Source organism: Xylanibacter oryzae DSM 17970, from assembly GCF_000585355.1.
GTDB lineage: Bacteria > Bacteroidota > Bacteroidia > Bacteroidales > Bacteroidaceae > Prevotella > Prevotella oryzae.
This window is the reverse complement of sequence record NZ_KK073873.1, coordinates 3,043,575-3,062,112: the sequence shown is the minus strand read 5'-3', so window position 1 is coordinate 3,062,112 and position 18,538 is coordinate 3,043,575. Positions and strand designations below refer to the sequence as shown.

Below are 18,538 nucleotides of genomic sequence, written 5' to 3'. Positions count from 1 at the left end.
ACAGTATATAAAACATATAGTACTAATAAAACAACCAGTCAATGGCATCATCAGAACCTTCGAGACCTACATTACGGGCAACGACATTGTCTGACGTAAAACCTAGTACCAATAGGTAACCTTTTGGCAATAACAAGGTGTTATGACCTGCCTTAAGATCATACTTATGTACATTAATCTGCGGCATACCATTAATCTTAATGGCAGAAAACAACTGAGGTTCTGCCTGTCCATAATCGTTGGCTGTGGCATCGATTTCCAACTTCGGTGCAGCGGCATACTTTATTTGATCGTCTCTGAAGTATCCAACTAAGACAGAGACATCTTTCGCAGATGTAAAATCAAGACGTGTACCCTCTTCTTTCTGATGTTTACTGTTAAACACAATGGCATTCATACCTTTTAGTTCAGGAGCCACATCAGTAACGACACTATCTAAATCATCGAAGAGTCGTACACCTTTAGCAAGTTTCACCGTCTTAATGCTATCACCAAGTACCACTTTAGCATTAGTCAATACCTTAATCTGCTTGGTCTCCTGATGAAAATCGCCTTTAGCTTTCAACTTCAGTATTGCGATATTCTTCTTCAGGTTGGCAAGTTCTATCTCATAACGTGGCAGCATCTCAACCCATGTTTTGTATTTGCCACCATCACCCCCAATAGGTATGCGCCGCTGTGCAGTCTGCATACTGTTGGCATACAGATAAGTATCTTTAGTAAGGTCAACCAGTTTACGATAGTATTCCAGACTCTTTTCCATCAACGGTACAGCAGCATCCAGTTCGCTGATGTCCTTACCCCATCGATAGTTGAGCACATGCTGCGCAGCCTTAACCTTATAGCCAAAAGCATAAGCGAACTCACGATAGCAGTGCATATCATTACATAACCTATCAAACTCCTCCTTATTTTTTGTTACCTTATCCGCTACCGCATCAATTGCAGCAACAGCCTTGTCACCATGAGCCTCTATTTGTGTCACTATGTCGAGAGGTAGTTCACCTACATGAGGCTGATGCTTCCACTCTTTCTCTACATATTCTATCAACTTCTCGCCTGTTGGTCCGCAACTGGCATAGAATTCAGGATACACAGTATACTTGTAAGGATTTACCAACTGACTCATAAACATACCAAGTAGCAGAGTCTGTCGATTACCTTCAGTAATGCCGAATCTGCGTAATGTCTTTGGAGCAATCTCACCACTCTGCTCATAAGCTTCAAGTATATTTGAGGCATCAGCATAAGATATACCATAGTTATCTCCTAATATCTGATCCCAGTAAGCAACTTCATCCTGATGATCCCTATGACAGTTCCACGCATAACGTCCCCAGGCAGAGAACCACATCTTATCACGATCTATCTGTAGCAGTCTCTTACCATCGGGCAGTTTATCGGCTGTATAAGGCCAGTCCCAATAAGAAGCCTGTGGATACAAATGTAGAGAATTAGCGTGATGAATATCATGCATAGCCATAACAGACTTCTGTATGAAATCAGGGGCAGACCATCTCCATGGCTCCAGATTAGCAAGGATATGAACATTCTCTATATGAGGAGCACCCAGCGAAGCTAAATACCGGTGTTCTTCCGCCCAAGGGCCCTGAGGCTGATATGTGGTGAGCGACTCTCCATTATACTTTTGCATAGTATAGATATTACGATACAAGGGCAGTGCCGCATCAAGAACCATCTTACTATCGGTATCATGAGCACGTAATATTATAGGAGGTTCGTCAGTACGCCCGAGAGCCTTCAGACCATCCTTTACACCTGGTATTATTGTCTTTGTAAACCATTGTACATCATCTTCGTAAGTATCCATTGCCTCACCAAGACATACAAGAAGACCTACATTGGGATATTTCTCTATGAAAGCCGCAATCGACTTACGGGTATAGTCGCTTATCAATGGTGTTATACCTCTATGGCGGTCTTGCGTCTTCAGTCCGTAATGATCAGCAAATGGTTTACTTAATATGATATTATAGAACATCTGTATAACAGAAATTCCCCTTCTGCCAGCCTCTTTGGTAAGGAAAGTATACATTTCCTCATTCTTCTTGAATGTTGAATCATCCACCTCAACGGCAAAAGGATAATCTTTGAGACGTACCAAAGATGAAAACGGATGACCATTCCATATATAAAGAGAGTTCATCCTGTCGTCTACCAGCATATCCAGATATTTTATCCATGCTGCCTTATCGTAAAACCAAGGGAATGTCTGTGGCGTATAAGGATACTCGTAAACATTATGACCGGGAAGATACTCTGTTTTCTGCATACCAATACATGCGCCACGCATCACCATCTCGGGAGCATCTACACAAGCCTTTGAAAAGTCTGCGTTACCATATCTATGAAGATGCTCTACAAGGGCACAGCAACCATATATCACGCCTGTCCCGTCATTGCCAGTTATATATACCTTGTTACCTTTAGAGGTTATCGTATAACCCTCTTTTTTCAGTCCGGCAGTATCGGCCGATTGCTTAAGATATACTATTATATCAGGTTTGCCATTTAGTTTATAAGTATTTATCTCGACTGTTCTGGTTGCGCCCTTGCTAATATCCGTATATCCTATCTCCGTAAGTTTACGATGAAGGTATTCCACTGCATACAGCTCTCTTGCTGATGACTTTTTGGGAGTAACGACTGTGTATGTTTTGGCATTGCCTATAGAGCAATACAGCAAACAGGCAAATATTATATTTATTATCCTCATAGTTTTATCTTTTTATATGCTATACGTTGTCTACGCCATGTATATACAGCATGCAGACTTCCATCCATACCTTGTATGATGGCCGGATATGAATACTGACTTATAGGACTATTTTCGAGTGTCATAAGATGCCGCCAATGTATACCATCATCTGATATAGCCAGACTAATCGGTGTGCGTACTCCTTTAGGAGTTCCCGGAAGAGTTGCGAAATCGTTATATATAAGAATATGTCTGCCGTCTTGTAGAGTCACGGCATCAGTACCAGAGTTGTTATTGGGCAGATCTGTCAGTTCCACCCTACTCCATGTTTCGCCACCATCACTACTAAACGATGTTGCAAGTCTGCCATTACGAGTACGACATAATACCTGCAGTCTGCCATCTTTGAGTCGAAGTATCGAAGGTTGTATACAGAGTATCGGACGTTTTACTCTATCTTTCTTGAGCATATCACTAGTAGGATATTCCATATTTGCATCTATTGGGCCTATGTATTTCCACTCTTTTGTTTTGATATTGTATATCTCGAAGTGTATTTTCCAACCATCAGCTTCCGTACTTGATGGACAAATAAGTCTGTCACCAATAAGTTCAGGTTTGTTCTTTATCGGTCCAAGAAATCCTTTAGGTAATGGTTGTTTCTTGCCCCACGTCTTTCCACCATCAGATGAGGTTACAGTCCACCCTGTCCAGTCAGCTACATCTTTGCCTATCTTGAAAAACAGCATCAATTTACCATCAGACATAAGATACAATACAGGATTCCAACATGCCTTTCGCTTCATATCAGAAGTGGTAGCCTTGCCTCCTACTGCATCGGTTGTCTCTGCTGTTATGCCTGCTATATCAGCTTCTTTAGTATTCAACTTGAAGACGCCATCAGCAACCTTCATAGGTTTCGTCCATATCTTTGCACCTTTTGGCTTACGGCACACCCATATACATACATCAGGATTACGCTCTTTTGTTCCACCAAAGAATGATGCGACTAAATCGCCATTAGGCATCTCTGCTATAGTAGAAGCATGACATTCAGGAAAATCGGCATGTTCGTATAAGAACTGGTCTTCTACGATCCTACTATCACGAGCAGGTATATCTATACTATAATGGTATTTTCCAGAACCAATCTTTTCTATTTTACCATCAGGTAGATATACATCAGCAGTTGTATTGGCAGGGATCTCTACATCCCAATCTAAATGAGTCAATGTCTTATGCCACTTGCTTACTATTTTCCCATATGGTGAAATATAGCTGACATCAATATCATTGGCATCCTCTATCTCGAAAGATGGTTTCAACATTATATGACTATAAGCATTGCTACCGTATGCATTTCTTATTCCTCCTAGATACTGATAGCACCAAGTCAATAAGTCACCCAACAGCATTACATGGTTTGCACTATTCATCTTAGCACTAGCTGTATCGCCATTCCATAACTCCCAAATGGTAGTTGCTCCTTTCTCTGTCATATATCCCCAAGAAGGATATGTCTTGTTGGTAGCCAACAGATACGCCACATCAGCGAATCCATTATCTGAAAGAACCCTCAACAACCACTGCACCCCTATCACGCCACAAGAGATATGAGCATTATTAAGTGTTATGATATTGTTAACGATATTCTTTACCACATCAGCCTTACACGAATCAGGTACTATACCAAATGCTAATGGCAGAAGATTGGCTGTAACGGTATTGTTGCCATAGAATATACTATCCGGATATAATGTGTGTCCGGGTACTAGTGATGTGCCACGCTTTACTGTAAGAAACTTACGGTTAAAGGCATCTTTCATATCACCTTCCATCTTATTCCACAACAATGCATCATCAGTAAGATTTTGCATCTTGGCAAACTTGCTCATAAGTTTTGCAACCCTTATCATGTATGCTGTGGATATCAAAGCGCCGTCTGTCTGTCTGGCGGGATCCTGACTATGTATCAGTTCAGGTTTCTCGGGCGGAACACACCAGTCGCCATACTTATCCCGGTATACTATACCATCTTTCATATACTCGTCTGTGATGTGCTTAACCCATCTTTTGATATTAGGATAACATTGTTCAACAATACTTTTATTACCATATTGAGAGTACAACATATCGCATGTGAAAGGTAATGCGGCAGGCCATGTGACATTATCGGTATAATAATTCCAATATGCAGGCGCCACATCAGGTATGCAACCATCTTCTCGTTGTGCCTCGTATATATCCTTCATCCACTTGCTATATAGAGACTGGTTATCAAAGAGATAACTTTCGCCTAACGACCCCATAGTACGGTCGCCCAGCCACGGTTGACGCTCATTACGTTGCGGACAGTCTACCGGCATACCTTTATAATCGCTCATTACGCCCCAGAAGGCATTATGATAAATCTTGTTAAGTATCGTATCGCTGCAAGAGAATGAACCTGTTTGTAACATTTCATCGCTTACTACCTCTGCCGTAAAATCAGATGCTTTAGCATCTTTTACTCCTATGATTTCGGCATACCTGAATCCATGATATACAAACCTTGGCGACCAACACTGTCCATTCTCTCTGCCATTACATATATAAGTATCAGTAGACATTGCGTCACGTAGATTTTCGGTATACAGTTGTCCATCAGCAGTGAGTTTCTCAGCATACCTTAACTTGATGGTATCACCTGCATTGCCATGCACACTGATACGAACCCATCCAGCCATATTCTGTCCGAAATCCAATATCAGTTTATCATTGTACTTTTTCAATACAGGACTTAAAGTCTTTACGACACGCATATTTTCGGTCATAGCACCTCTCAATGTACCGGAAGGCACACTTACCCTTTCAGCATCATCCCATTTAGAATCGTCATAACCGGCATTAGTCCATCCTAACATTTCTTTACGAGCATCATATGTCTCACCATCATATTCATTATTAGCCCTTATCGGTCCATCTGTCGTCAGTTTCCAGGTCTCGTCTGTCGAAACTACATCTTTTGTACCATCAGTATATTCCAATACAATATTAACTCTACATTTAGGGTATCCAAATGTGGTGTTCTTATATGGTTTATTCTGACGCATAGCAAAATATCTGCCATTGCCAAGTATTACGCCCACAGCATTTTTAGACTGACGGAGCTGTGCCGTAACATCAAAAGTATTGTATAGAATAGTTTTACGATAGTCTGTAGGAGAAGGAGCAAGAACCTGATTGCCTATCCTGTTGCCATTGATATACAATTCATAAAGTCCTAAACCGGCTATATAAGCAGTAGCCTGTCTCAACTGTTTTTTTATGCTGAACTCCTTACGCAAATATCTTGCACTCATAACGCTGTGCTGCACACCTGCTTTATCATCGGGCATAAGATTATCTGTGCCTATCCATCTGCCATCCCAATGAGTTTCGCCAAGTAGGCCAATGCTAAACATTGACATATCACTCCATGCACTAATACCGACATTGGTATATACCCGAACACGCCAATATACCCGTTGGTTGCTTTGCAAATTTTTGCCACCATAATTTACCCATACAGATTGATTGGTACTGACCCTACCCGAATTCCATATATCCGCTTTATCCTCAGACAATAGTTCTGGAGAGGATGCTGCTATTATCTGATAAGCATCCTGATGTACGTTGTTCTTATCCGACTCAATAATCCAACTCATCCTTGGGGTGTTATTATCCAGTCCCATTGGATTAGTCATTTGTTCTGTACGTAGATTAGTAACCTTTACATTCACTGCCCATACAGAAGAATAAGCAATGAGCAACAGTATCGTAGCTAGTATTTGCTGTTTTTTCATTTCAAAAGTCTGTTATTCGTTCAAGTCTCTGGTCTTACCTGAGAGGTTTTGATCTGATATCTTTTTCTGATCTTTTGCCAAATATGTTTTATCAGCATCTACGGCAATCAATACAAAGTCGGTATCAGTACTCCCATTAGCTGGGTTTATATCCAAAGAGACTACCTTGTTATCGTATTTACCAATATAGGTAAGCATACCATTCTGTGTATTATAAGTCCAGAGATTCTTCTTGCTACCGCTTATTTTACGAAGATCAAGTTTCATGGTCCTCCCTGTATAGTTATAAACAAGTAGATAATCTTTACCACGAGTAGCCGAAAGACGGTTATATTGCTTGCCATTGTCTAGTATTATACTCTGATCAGGCACCCTTTCAAAATAAGGGAACGCCATAATAAGATTCTTAAGATACTTCATCTGACTAAACCCTGGATCTTTGAGAGCCTGATACCATGACTTAACATCACCGGCATCACCATAAGATGTAGGATAGCCAGGTTTTAAGAACTGCATGATGGCATTATGCCCATAAGTATGTCCACAAGATCCTGCGAATACAGACCAATAAGCATATCTTCGTACATCACGAGCCTGCCATCTTGGTTCATTATTATCATGGAGTCCCTGAGGTATATCCTCATATATAGGTTCATCATCAAGTACCGGTTTTATATTTTTATACTGCCATGTAGAATCGACATACTGCCAGTTGTCCTCTTCAGTATTATCCGGTATAGGATAGTCTTTGTTACCCATACGCTGACCATAACGTCGATGGCCACTTTGGAACATATTAAAATCAAGCCAACTACGATCATTAAACCATTTGGCAGATGTATAACGTCCACGTGGGTGATAAGACATAAGATGATTCTTATCAATACTCTTAATAGTGTTAGCCAAAGCATCCCATACCTCAGTATGTATGTCGCCCTGTATGTCACCACCCATTATCCAAATAATATTAGGACGATCTTTATATCTCTCTGCAAGAAACTTGCCATAAGCCTTTGCCTGTTCAGCATTTATTGCGCCATCCTTTACCTGAGATCCCCATATGCATACCATACCGACATATATACCGTTATCTGCAGCCCTGTCTATGATATAATCAAGATGATCCCAATAACCATAAACACCTTTGCGATTGATGCCTTCAAAATTGAATCCATCGATCAACGACATCTGACCGTATATATTATATGATGGCACCTTATCCATAACCTGAATTTGAACCATATTATAACCAGCTTCGTTGCATCGCTGAAGATAATAAGAAGCCTCATCTCTATTTAATCTCTGAGGTAATAGCCATGCTGTTTCGCCTTGCCAAAAGAAAGGTTTGCCGTTATCAAACTGCAAAAACTTATGATTGTCAGAAACTCTTAAGCGTCCGTTATTCCATGGTTTTATGGCACCAGAAACATCAAGCACCAATGCCGATAGCAATAATATAAACAGATATTTTTTCATTTTTATTTTAATCATTATATTCCCATACTTCTCCAGCCTTTGTCTTAAGGTCGTAAAGGTATGTATTAGGTAGTTTGAGTTTATTAAGTTTAGCTTCTTTGTTAATAAGGATAGAAGCATTGCCAGGTACATCGTATAATGGATTTGAATTACCTCCAACAGCTTTTTTCAGTCCTTTACCTTTCAGTTTTACAACAGAACGCAAACGACAGTTGCCTCCCTTCTCAGAGTATACACGCAAATGATTAATACGGCCACCTTTCCAGTCAATGTCTATAAAAAAACCACCGCGTGCGACAAGCCCTCTTACACTACCATCCTGCCAAACATCTGGTAATGCTGGTAACAGATATATATATCCATCATAACTTTGCATTAGCATTTCTGCTATACCTGCTGTACATCCAAAGTTGCCGTCTATCTGAAATGGAGGATGCGCATCAAACATATTGGCATAAGTACCTCCACCCTTCTTGTTCGTACCATAAGCAACAAACTTATCATCAGACAATTTCAACTGGTCAGCAATCAGTTTATAAGCATGGTTGCCATCAAGCAATCTGGCCCAAAAGCAAACTTTCCATCCCATACTCCATCCGGTACTTTCATCTCCACGATGCACCAGCGATGTGCGTGCTGCATCAAAAAGTTGGGGCGTACGATAAGGTGATATCTGATTGCTTGGATATAATCCGTAAAGATGCGAAACATGGCGGTGAGTGTCTGTGGGATCATCCCAGTCTTCCATCCACTCCTGTAACTGTCCCCAATGCCCTATCTGCATAGGTGGCATCTGTGTCAATAATTGTTTATAATGAGATGCCAAGTCATTATCCGTATTAAGTATCCCGGCTGAAGCTATCACCTCATGGAACAAATCACTAACCAGCTCATTATCCATAGTAACACCGGCAGCAATAGTTGCCTTATGGTTACTACCCGCATGTACATTCTCTGGCGATAGATCAGGACACACCACAAGCCATCCGTGCTTAGGCTCTTTCACCATAGTTTGATCGAAAAACAAAGCAGCCTCTTTCATTGTAGGATATACATTATGCAAAAAGTCCTTATCGCCAGTATAAAGGTAATGTTCCCATAGATGACGACAAAGCCATGCTGCGCCGGTCTGCCACATACCAGAAGCCGCATGATCTACAGCGCCTGTGATACGCCATATATCGGTATTATGATGCAACACCCATCCATCTGCCCCATACATTATACGCGCAGCATCATGACCAGTCTTGCTTACATCATCTATCAGACTGAACAGCGGACCGTTAAGTTCTGTAAGATTAGTAACTTCTGCAGGCCAATAGTTCATCTCCAGATTGATATTTGTGGTATATTTACTGTCCCATGACGGTAGCATTTTGTCATTCCAGATCCCTTGCAGGTTGGCCGGTTGCCCACCAGGTTGTGAACAGCATATCAACAGATATCTGCCGAACGTAAAATAGGTCGCAGCAAGATAATTATCATTATTCTTTGCGAAACCTGCAATTCTGGCATCAGTAGTAAGATTGGCAAATTTATCTTCACCAAGATAAAGACTGGTCCTGTCCATATACTTATGGAAGATGTCTTCATGTTTATTTTTAGCAGTCTGATAGTCTATAGCCATTGCACTATCTATATAACTCTTGGCACGTACCTTCTCATCAGCAGATATATTCTTATAATTCACAAAGTTGGTAGCAATAGATACATATATCACAGCCTCATCGGCATTATTAACACTCATAATACCATCTTTACAGACCATTTTCCCGCCATTATTACGCACAGCCATACGCCCCTCAAAACGTATTTTACCTTTCAGTCCCTCATGCTGCCCCGCAATACCATCAAGCACAACATTATCACCGAGAGTCTTAATTACTATGTCTTGATGTGGAGTAATGAAGTTCGCATTAAAAGTTATCATACCAGGTTTACTGGCCGTAAGTTTTACAGTGATTACCTGTGTAGCGAAATTCGTAATTGTCTCGCGTTGATATTCAACATCTCCAATAGTATATTTTACGATAGTGAGTGCTGAGTCAAGACTAAGTTCACGTATATAATTTTTATACTGTGAATGTCCTGGAAATGATATATACAAATCGCCAAAGGGTTGATAAGGCATTCCATGATTAGTAGAAGACATCACTTTCTCGTTGGCGAGATTCTGTGCCTCCTCATACTTGCCATCAAAAATCAACTTACGTATAATAGGGAGATTGGCTTTAGCTTCAGGGTTGGCATTATTATTGGGCTGTCCTGCCCATATAGTCTCCTCATTCAACTGTATATGTTCAACGGCAGGATTTCCATATACCATTGCCCCAAGTCTGCCATTGCCTAAAGGTAAAGCCTCAGTCCACACCTCAGCAGGTTTATCATACCATAATCTGTATTTGGAAGCGTAAATACTGCTACACGCAAGCAGTCCTAATAGTGCCGCCAATATTTTAATCTTTTTCATAATTTCGATAATATACTATAATTGTAGACGACTAAGAATTGGATTTGTAACCAATATTGGATATATTTGAATTTTGACATCTTGACTACTAACAAGATGCTGTCATCTACGAGTCAAATTTAATAAAAATAATTCAAAGTTTATAAAATAAAATATAAAGATTATTGTATTTTAATTATTTATTAATTACCTTTACTCTGATTTATAAACATTATATCGTATCTTAGCAATAATTATTTAATGCAAAAGCGCAAAAGCTATTTGCTATGACCTATGGTATTTATAACTCTCTTTCAGTATTTAAAAAATCAATAATATCCTTTCATTATAATAAGATCACGTTTTAATAGAATAAATCAATTTTACCAGTTAAAATAGACATAAAATAGTATCTAAAAGTTATATCAGAATAATTTTCTTATCATTTCGGGAATTATAGCTAACTATCGCGGAATTTCTGCCATTATATTTCAAATAATCTAACCATATCTTTGCATCAAAAATAAGAATTATAAAATTAAAAGAGAATATGAGAATAAACAAATTAACAATGGTCTTGATGATAATTCTATTATCTATAACAGCTTGTGTAGGAAGTGGAACCAAAAAGACCGTAAAAGTAAAGGAGAATAACAACATGAAAGTAATCCATTTAACAAAAGAAGAATTTCTAAAAAGAGTAAGCAACTATGAGGCAACACCCAACCAGTGGAAATATGAAGGTGATGTACCTTGTATCGTAGATTTCTATGCTACATGGTGTGGACCATGTAAAATGCTAGCACCTATTATGGACTCTCTGGCAACAGAATATGACGGAAAACTAATAATATACAAAGTTGATGTAGATCAGGAAGAGGATCTTGCACAGGCTTTCGGAGTGAGCAGTATTCCAACTCTGCTATGGGTTCCCCAAAAAGGAGATCCTTTCTACACAAGAGGAGCTATGCTTAAAGGGGATCTAAATAAAATCATTAAAGAAAAGTTGCTATTAGAAAAATAAATACTACCTTAGCGGAGTAATTAATAATTCGCATTGATGATCGATTATCAGTTCAGTACCAAAATGGATGGCACTATTGCCATAACATCTCGCTTTGATGAGAACAAAAAACTCAATAAAGATTCTTCACTATACAAATTTATTTGGGTAAGGGAAGGTGAACTGAAAATAGAAATAGATCATGTAAAGATAGTACTACATAAAAATGAAATAATTCCGCTCACGCCACTTCATCACATCAGCATAGATTCGGTAAATGGTGAATACCTTACTGTTCTATTCAACAGCAATTTCTATTGTGTGTTCAGACATGATGATGAAGTGTCGTGCAACGGTTTTCTTTTTCATGGTTCAAGCAATGTAATGACATTGAAACTTTCTGAAAAAGAATCAGAATTACTTTGCCGTACTATGGATGAATTCGTTGAAGAGAGCTCTATTACAGATAAGCTTCAAGAAGAAATGCTACGTATTTTGCTAAAACGATTTATCATTATATGCACAAGGATGGCGAGAATGCGCTATGGCATAAATAAAGATTGTGAAAAAGCTTTGGATATTGTAAGAAAATTCTACGTACTAGTAGATAACAACTTTAAAGATAAAAAAAGGGTTCAGGATTATGCGGGAATGCTTTTCCGTTCGCCAAAGACTCTTGCCAATCTGTTTGAAACTTATGAGCTACCTTCACCATTAAGGGTGATACACGAAAGAATAGAAGCGGAGGCTAAACGACTACTTCTATATACAAATAAGAGCGCAAAGGAAATAGGTGATATTTTGGGATTTGAAGATTTGGCAACATTTAGTCGTTTCTTTAAGAAAATGACAGGTAAGAACATTTCTGAATTCAGAAAAAATGTCTAACACATATAATGTTATACAAGTCAAAATAGTAAGTGTGTAGAGAAAAAGGTAAAAGGATAAAAAGATAAATAGAAGTAATGCAGTATTTAGGTGAAATAATATCTATGGGTGTAGCATTCTCATGGACTATAACAGCCATTGCCAGTGAAGTAGCAAGTAAAAGACTAGGTGTATTCACACTTAACGTATGGCGTATGTCTGCCGCATTCATACTTACAGGACTGGGAATGTGGATATTTACAGGACAGTTTATGCCTGTATACGCTAGTGGAAGAGCATGGATGTGGCTCACTTTGTCAGGGCTGGTAGGTTATGCAATGGGCGATTATTGCCTATTTAGGAGCTATCTTGCAATTGGTTCGCGTTACGGTCAGTTATTTATGACATTGGCACCTATGGCTGCTGCATTCATGGCATGGTTTACATTGGGCCAGCACTTAACAGTAAACAGCATTATTGCAATGATAGTGACACTACTTGGAATTGCAATCTCCGTGCTTGGAAGAGGTGACGGCAAAAAGATCACGCTTAAATTACCTCTAAGTGGAGTGCTATTCGGTATAGGGGCAGGAATGGGACAAGGCATTGGACTGGTTCTAAGTAAAATAGGACTAGACTATTATATAAAAGATACACCTTCATACATATTGCCATCAATACAAAATTATCTACCATTTAGTGCTAACATGATAAGATGTCTTGCCGGATTTTTAGCTTTCTTATTAATAATGTGGGTACATCAAGGCTTTGGAATGTTACATAAAAGCATACACGACAAAAAAGGAATGAGCATGACTCTTATAGCTGTTATATTCGGTCCATTCATTGGGGTTGGATTCTCATTGATGGCAGTACAATATACAGCTGCCGGGATCGCAAGTACTCTGATGGCACTAACTCCTATACTGATAATAATACCTTCTCATTACATATTTGGTCAACCAATAACAGTCAAGGGTGTTTTGGGTGCTGTAGTATCTGTTCTAGGTGTGTCACTATTTTTTCTGCACTGACATTATCCCATATATCGCCCATAAGAGCGATACCTCCAAATGAAAGTCGTTCTAGTTGTGGGTCGGCTTGTATGCCTGCACCTCCACTACAGTCGGATCATGCTATTGTCAAAGCTGTAATAGATGAAATGAACCCAGAAAGTTGGACCAAACCAACTAAAAGTTATAAATAAATGTCACTTTACCACTCTTCCTTTGTTTATAGGGCTTTCACGTACTTCGAAATACCACAAAATACCACTGTTCTACCACTATAAGGTCATACTTTTATTTTCATTTTCAAGAAGATAGCTTTTACATTGTCAAAGGATAGTTCCCGTAGTACAAGAGCTATGTTCTTGAGGTGTCAAAGGATAGCTCACATAGTGCAAAAGCTATGCAAAGATAGCTCCGGAGTGGTATTTGAGTGACATTTTGTGGCATTTATATGGGGTTTATACAACTATTATCATATTGATAGTCAGTCATTTAACATGTATAGTGGTATAGTGACACTCTTTTTTATTTTTTTATTCTGTAAAGTGCAGGACTTTGTTCTTTTCCTTTTGTTTCGCTGTATTGTTCTTTTCCTTACGCGGATACAAAAGAAAACTGAACCAAAAGAAAAAACGCAAGGGCTTTGAAGGTTTGTTATTATTGTTATTACAAATATGCATGCAATGAATAAGGCGCAAACAGAATATTACATAAGAAAGTCAGTATGTTCAATCCTTAACAGTTCAATCTTTCTTTGAAGTCCTCCTGCATATCCAGTAAGATCACCTTTGACCCCTATAACCCTGTGACATGGAACAATAATACTTATTGGATTATGAGATACAGCTCCTCCAACAGCCTGAGCTGACATCTTTGAGATTCGCATCTTTATGGCAATCTGCCTAGCAATATCACTATATGTAATACTTTTGCCATAAGGTACTGCCTGTAGAATATCCCATACCAAAATGCGAAAGGAGGAACCTTTAAGATGTATTGGAGGTATTTCACCTGGATTTATGCCCCGGAAGTATGCATCCAACCATTTACGTGCCTGAATAAATACAGGAATATTGTAATCAAAAATATATTCTGAACTCAGTTGCGGAAAATATTTCTGTCCGTCAAACCATAGACCAGTTAGTGCTTCACCATCACTGGCCATAGTGATATCACCTAATGGTGAGACATACTTACATAAATATAAGTTCATTTGAGACAGTTGCTTTTTAGAATTTCTGGAGAAACAACAGTAACCTTACTCTCATCCAACTTTTTACGGTCCAATTTGAATACATCTATAAAGAAATCATAAACAGCATTACGTTTGTTTGGCCCAAAATCATGATGTTCAGAAGGTAAATGCACATTACGGACTTTATCTTTTGCATTATAGAATCCATATATTCTCTCCAAATAAGGGAATTCTACAGTAGGGACACTAGATGTCCAATCACCACCATCTGATACAATAAGCATTGGACGAGGAGCAAACATGGCCGCTAATTCCGGATTACATGTTCCACCACAAGCCAGTTGTACAGGCTTTCCACTCTCACAAGGACAGCCACCATCAAAGTGACTTGCAAGATTCACCGTTGGAGCAGATGCTGTGAAACGATTATCCAATACAGTAAGTAGTATTGTATGAGTTCCACCTCCACTGCCACCATTAACACCTATACGATTTCTATCTATATCCTTGCGGTTATGCAATAAATAATCAAGTATTACCAAACCATCCATTGCCTGAACTACATGTGCCCTACTAGTCTGGTGTGCCTCAAGTCCGACTTCCTTCTCAGACTCGCCCCATCCATAAAGATCAAAGTCTGAACACACTGCGCCCATACGGGCAAGCGTAGCAAGACGTAGTTGTTCATCTTCACGATATCGGCCGCCGTTGAAATGTCCGTCAGGACATATGATAAGCGCATGCTTCCCCTTTGTAGAAGGTGAATATATTGAGCCGAATAGATGAAGTCCGGGTAATGTCTCTATACATATATTTTGTACTGTATATCCATCATATTTACGTATTTTAGACAATACAGGTTTCTTATGAACAAGACTATCCATCAGTTGATCAATGCCAAGCAAATTCCTTACAGACTTACGCAAACTGTCTCTACGCATTTCCCATTGATCCTTATTAGAATATAGGGTATTGAGATATGCAAGCATTTTTTCACCCTCTTCTACATGGCGTCGTGGATACTCATATGGTTTTATCTTATATAATTTATCCGTCTGTTTCCAATAATTGAAATCAAATAGAGACAGGATGTTTCTCAGAGATTCGTCTAAAGAATATGCTCTTACACGAAAATCTGCATAAGTTAATTTTAGACCCACTGTATCAACACTATATCTGAACTTCACATTGAAACGTTTTTCCAAACCATTCATAACAGTACTGAATGATTTTGTATACTTTGATTCGAACGTCTGTGCTCTAAGCGATGATACTGGTATAACAGCAATCGCTAGTGATATTATTATTGATTTTATCTTGTCCATTTATCTTTAAATTTATATTCTCCTTTTTTTAGTTTAACTGTAAATGTGTACCTGCCACTGCCAACAGTCCTTACTACATTTTCTCCAGGAAGTTTAACATTAGCAGTTCCTCCAACAGGTACTTTTATATTATACGTAAATACATTGCCTTTTAGTATCCAGAAGGCTGATAATTTTCCATAAATATTTTCGGTTGACGCATTTACATAAGTAATGTCACCTATAATATGAGGGTCAAAGTCCGGAATACCAGCTAAAGAGGTAAAGAAAAACTCGTCTATCTGCCCCATCATAAAATGATTACGAGATGCTCCCTGATTGGGATCCCATTGTTCGGTTAGAGTTGTTGCTCCCTGCTTTATCTGATATCCATATCCTGGCACATCATAATGGTTAATCATAAGATATAATAAACTATCTTTACCATATTGAGACAATGCACGGAAAAGATAAAGATTACCAACATCGCCAGTTGTAAGTCTATTACCGTGTTTCTGTATATCTGCGATGAGATTAGCAAGTAAATAAGGTTCCTCTGTCGGATAGTTAAGTTTCATTGTCAGAGGTATGGCGTTGCTTGTCTGACTTCCAGAACCATACTGATGAGTAACTTTATTATAGAAGTGCTTATTAAATGAAAATTTTATATCATTAGCTAATTGTCTATATATAATAAAATCACTATCATTATGGCAAAAAGAAGATGCCATCATAATATATTTTACCCACAAATAATAATGAGCTGTAGCAACCAAAGATATTGGTGTATTCTTAGAGAAACCAGATTTACCAGGACCATAATCATACCAATCACCCAATCCAAAATCCAATATATTATCTTTTGCACGTGATTTAAGGTAATCTATATATCTTTTCATAGCCGGATAATACTTATGTATAAGAGTATCATCATGGTATTTCTCATAATACAAAAATGGGAGATATATAAAAGTGCCACTCCATTCAGGAGATTCTCTGAAGACATCAACACCTGGACCTTTGAATATTACATATTCTGGAGCAGTTGTCGGAATAGCCCCATTATCCATTTGAGCATCCGAAATATTTTGCATTGTCTGCTCTATAAAGCCAGGTAAATCATAATTCAAGGCCAATCCAGTACCATTAAGATAATCTTGTTCAAGCCAACCTAATTTTTCCCGATGAGGGCAATCAGTAAAAACAGCCTGCATATTGCTGCGTACAGCACGCTCAATCAACCTATGAGTTTTGTTTATCAAATCGTTTGAACACTCAAAGGTAGATATCTCACGAGCTGAGTTATACACAAAACAAGAATGTATTTCATTTATTACAGGAAGATTATTAGGATTTGGTTGTCCTTTCATTACAGCTCCTTCTACCTGTATATATTGGAAACCATAATAAGAAAAGCGCGGATGCCAAGTCTCGGGCTTATCACCTCTAAGAGTATATACATAATAATACGGACGTCCGGTTTGTTTCTGATTGCAAGCGCCCTGTTCTGTTAATGTCTCTGATACAAGAATAGTTATTTTCTGTCCACGAGTTCCGGTAACTGTAAATTGTGGATAGCCGGCAAGGTTCTGACCCATATCTAAAACAAAAGCAGACTTATCAACAGTCCTTTTTGTAGAAATACAAGCCTTTACAATATTCTGTTCGGACAAGCGGGTAATGGATTTTACTCCATATGTTTCCATAATCTTCACAGGCTCTGCATACTGCGGACGTAATATTCCTTTAGGGGAGCATTGCAATACGGCATTAAGCCATTGAGCTGGAGTTTCAAGACGAGCATCGTAATCTTCTCCGCCATATATACTATTGAAAGTTATCGGACTAACAGCATACTTCCAACTATTATCAGTTACAATCTCCGAAGTTTTATATTCTTTCCCCTTCTCGTTTTCGTATATTATCTCAAGTCGTAACCTAAGGGTTGGTGGACCATAATTGGTAATCAGTTTATGATACCTACCACCACGTTCATTATAGAATCCATTCCCCAAAATAGCTTGAATAGCATTTATTCCTTGCCGAACATACTCTGTTACATCATAAGTGTTGTAAAAAACAGATTTATCATAATTGCTCCACAAAGGAGCGAACTCCGAGTCTCCAACTTTTCTTGCATTGATTGATAATTCATAGAATCCTAATCCACACACATATACATATGCCTGTTTTACTTTGTTATGCAAACTAAAATCCTTACGCAAAAATATACTTCTGTTTGAAAGTGTATCATTGGGATATTTAGCATTAGGCACAGCTCCAATCCATACTGAATTGCCAAATACTTTTTGAGGATTCTCTATTATGAATGACTGGTAATTACTCCAATATGAAACATTATCAGATTCATCCCATACTCTTACTCTCCACGCGAACTTTCCATCATAAAGTGGTACAGGTATCAATTGACTGGAGTCTGTAATAACTTTTTTGCTAGAGTATACTATAGAGTCGTTAATTTTGTTGTATACCTCAATTTCATAAGCCGACTGTTTTGTTCCGTTTTCATTAGAGACCAATTGCCATCCAAGTTTCGGCGTGTTATTGTCTGTAATAACAAGTCCATCTTTATGTTCACATGTAATACGGGTAACTGAAAGTCCTTTGGCAATAAGCGACAAGGGCAACAGAAACAGAAACATTATCGTAATGAAAAGAGGCCTCTTCATT

10 protein-coding genes are annotated in these 18,538 nt (G+C 38.6%); 3 read left to right on the top strand and 7 right to left on the bottom strand.

All coding sequences use genetic code 11. The features are described 5' to 3' along the window. Window positions 1–22: 22 nt before the first annotated feature. The 4 genes from XYLOR_RS12305 to XYLOR_RS12290 are packed head-to-tail and all read right to left on the bottom strand — an operon-like array spanning window position 23 to window position 10,489. Complete coding sequence (locus XYLOR_RS12305; RefSeq protein WP_036880055.1) at window positions 23–2,737, bottom strand: alpha-d-galacturonidase; 2,715 nt, start codon at window positions 2,735–2,737, stop codon at window positions 23–25. Beyond that, a complete protein-coding gene (locus tag XYLOR_RS12300; RefSeq protein ID WP_036880052.1) occupies window positions 2,734–6,543 on the bottom strand; it encodes a family 78 glycoside hydrolase catalytic domain in 3,810 nt (1,269 codons plus the stop codon). The genes XYLOR_RS12305 and XYLOR_RS12300 overlap by 4 nt, the downstream gene beginning before the upstream one ends. Window positions 6,544–6,555: 12 nt before the next feature. Beyond that, window positions 6,556–8,019 carry a glycoside hydrolase family 140 protein gene (locus XYLOR_RS12295; protein ID WP_051509065.1) on the bottom strand — a complete coding sequence of 488 codons (1,464 nt, stop codon included), beginning with the start codon at window positions 8,017–8,019 and terminating at the stop codon, window positions 6,556–6,558. Between the two features lie 7 nt (window positions 8,020–8,026). After that, complete coding sequence (locus XYLOR_RS12290) at window positions 8,027–10,489, bottom strand: glycoside hydrolase family 95 protein (RefSeq protein WP_036880048.1); 2,463 nt, start codon at window positions 10,487–10,489, stop codon at window positions 8,027–8,029. Window positions 10,490–11,018: 529 nt separating this feature from the next. On the opposite strand from XYLOR_RS12290, the gene trxA reads away from it, so the two are divergent. The 3 genes from trxA (at window position 11,019) to XYLOR_RS12275 (ending at window position 13,372) form a co-directional block, all read left to right on the top strand. Continuing rightward, complete coding sequence (gene trxA, locus XYLOR_RS12285; protein ID WP_036880046.1) at window positions 11,019–11,492, top strand: thioredoxin; 474 nt, start codon at window positions 11,019–11,021, stop codon at window positions 11,490–11,492. 39 nt (window positions 11,493–11,531) lie between these two features. After that, entirely contained in the window at window positions 11,532–12,359 is an 828-nt protein-coding gene (locus XYLOR_RS12280) for a helix-turn-helix domain-containing protein (RefSeq protein ID WP_036881096.1), read from the top strand. Window positions 12,360–12,436: 77 nt separating this feature from the next. Continuing rightward, window positions 12,437–13,372 (top strand): DMT family transporter, encoded by a 936-nt coding sequence (locus XYLOR_RS12275; RefSeq protein ID WP_036880043.1) that lies wholly within the window; start codon window positions 12,437–12,439, stop codon window positions 13,370–13,372. Between the two features lie 682 nt (window positions 13,373–14,054). Here XYLOR_RS12275 and XYLOR_RS12270 read toward each other — a convergent pair. From XYLOR_RS12270 to XYLOR_RS12260, 3 genes are read right to left on the bottom strand one after another with little or no spacing between them, the layout of a single operon-like run. After that, window positions 14,055–14,561: a methylated-DNA--[protein]-cysteine S-methyltransferase gene (locus XYLOR_RS12270; RefSeq protein ID WP_036880041.1), complete on the bottom strand. Its 507-nt coding sequence runs from the start codon at window positions 14,559–14,561 to the stop codon at window positions 14,055–14,057. Beyond that, entirely contained in the window at window positions 14,558–15,868 is a 1,311-nt protein-coding gene (locus tag XYLOR_RS12265) for an alpha/beta hydrolase family protein (protein WP_374057290.1), read from the bottom strand. The genes XYLOR_RS12270 and XYLOR_RS12265 overlap by 4 nt, the downstream gene beginning before the upstream one ends. Next, on the bottom strand, window positions 15,856–18,537 hold the full coding sequence (locus XYLOR_RS12260) for a family 78 glycoside hydrolase catalytic domain (protein ID WP_051509000.1): 2,682 nt from the start codon (window positions 18,535–18,537) through the stop codon (window positions 15,856–15,858). The genes XYLOR_RS12265 and XYLOR_RS12260 overlap by 13 nt, the downstream gene beginning before the upstream one ends. Between the last annotated feature and the right edge of the window lies 1 nt (window position 18,538).

Excerpts from the sequence above, each read along its gene's own strand:
- XYLOR_RS12305 (WP_036880055.1), bottom strand. The coding sequence starts at position 2,737 with ATGAGGATAATAAATATAATATTTGCCTGTTTGCTGTATTGCTCTATA.
- XYLOR_RS12300 (WP_036880052.1), bottom strand. The coding sequence starts at position 6,543 with ATGAAAAAACAGCAAATACTAGCTACGATACTGTTGCTCATTGCTTAT.
- XYLOR_RS12295 (WP_051509065.1), bottom strand. The coding sequence starts at position 8,019 with ATGAAAAAATATCTGTTTATATTATTGCTATCGGCATTGGTGCTTGAT.
- XYLOR_RS12290 (WP_036880048.1), bottom strand. The coding sequence starts at position 10,489 with ATGAAAAAGATTAAAATATTGGCGGCACTATTAGGACTGCTTGCGTGT.
- trxA (WP_036880046.1), top strand. The coding sequence starts at position 11,019 with ATGAGAATAAACAAATTAACAATGGTCTTGATGATAATTCTATTATCT.
- XYLOR_RS12275 (WP_036880043.1), top strand. The coding sequence starts at position 12,437 with ATGCAGTATTTAGGTGAAATAATATCTATGGGTGTAGCATTCTCATGG.
- XYLOR_RS12270 (WP_036880041.1), bottom strand. The coding sequence starts at position 14,561 with ATGAACTTATATTTATGTAAGTATGTCTCACCATTAGGTGATATCACT.
- XYLOR_RS12265 (WP_374057290.1), bottom strand. The coding sequence starts at position 15,868 with ATGGACAAGATAAAATCAATAATAATATCACTAGCGATTGCTGTTATA.
- XYLOR_RS12260 (WP_051509000.1), bottom strand. The coding sequence starts at position 18,537 with ATGAAGAGGCCTCTTTTCATTACGATAATGTTTCTGTTTCTGTTGCCC.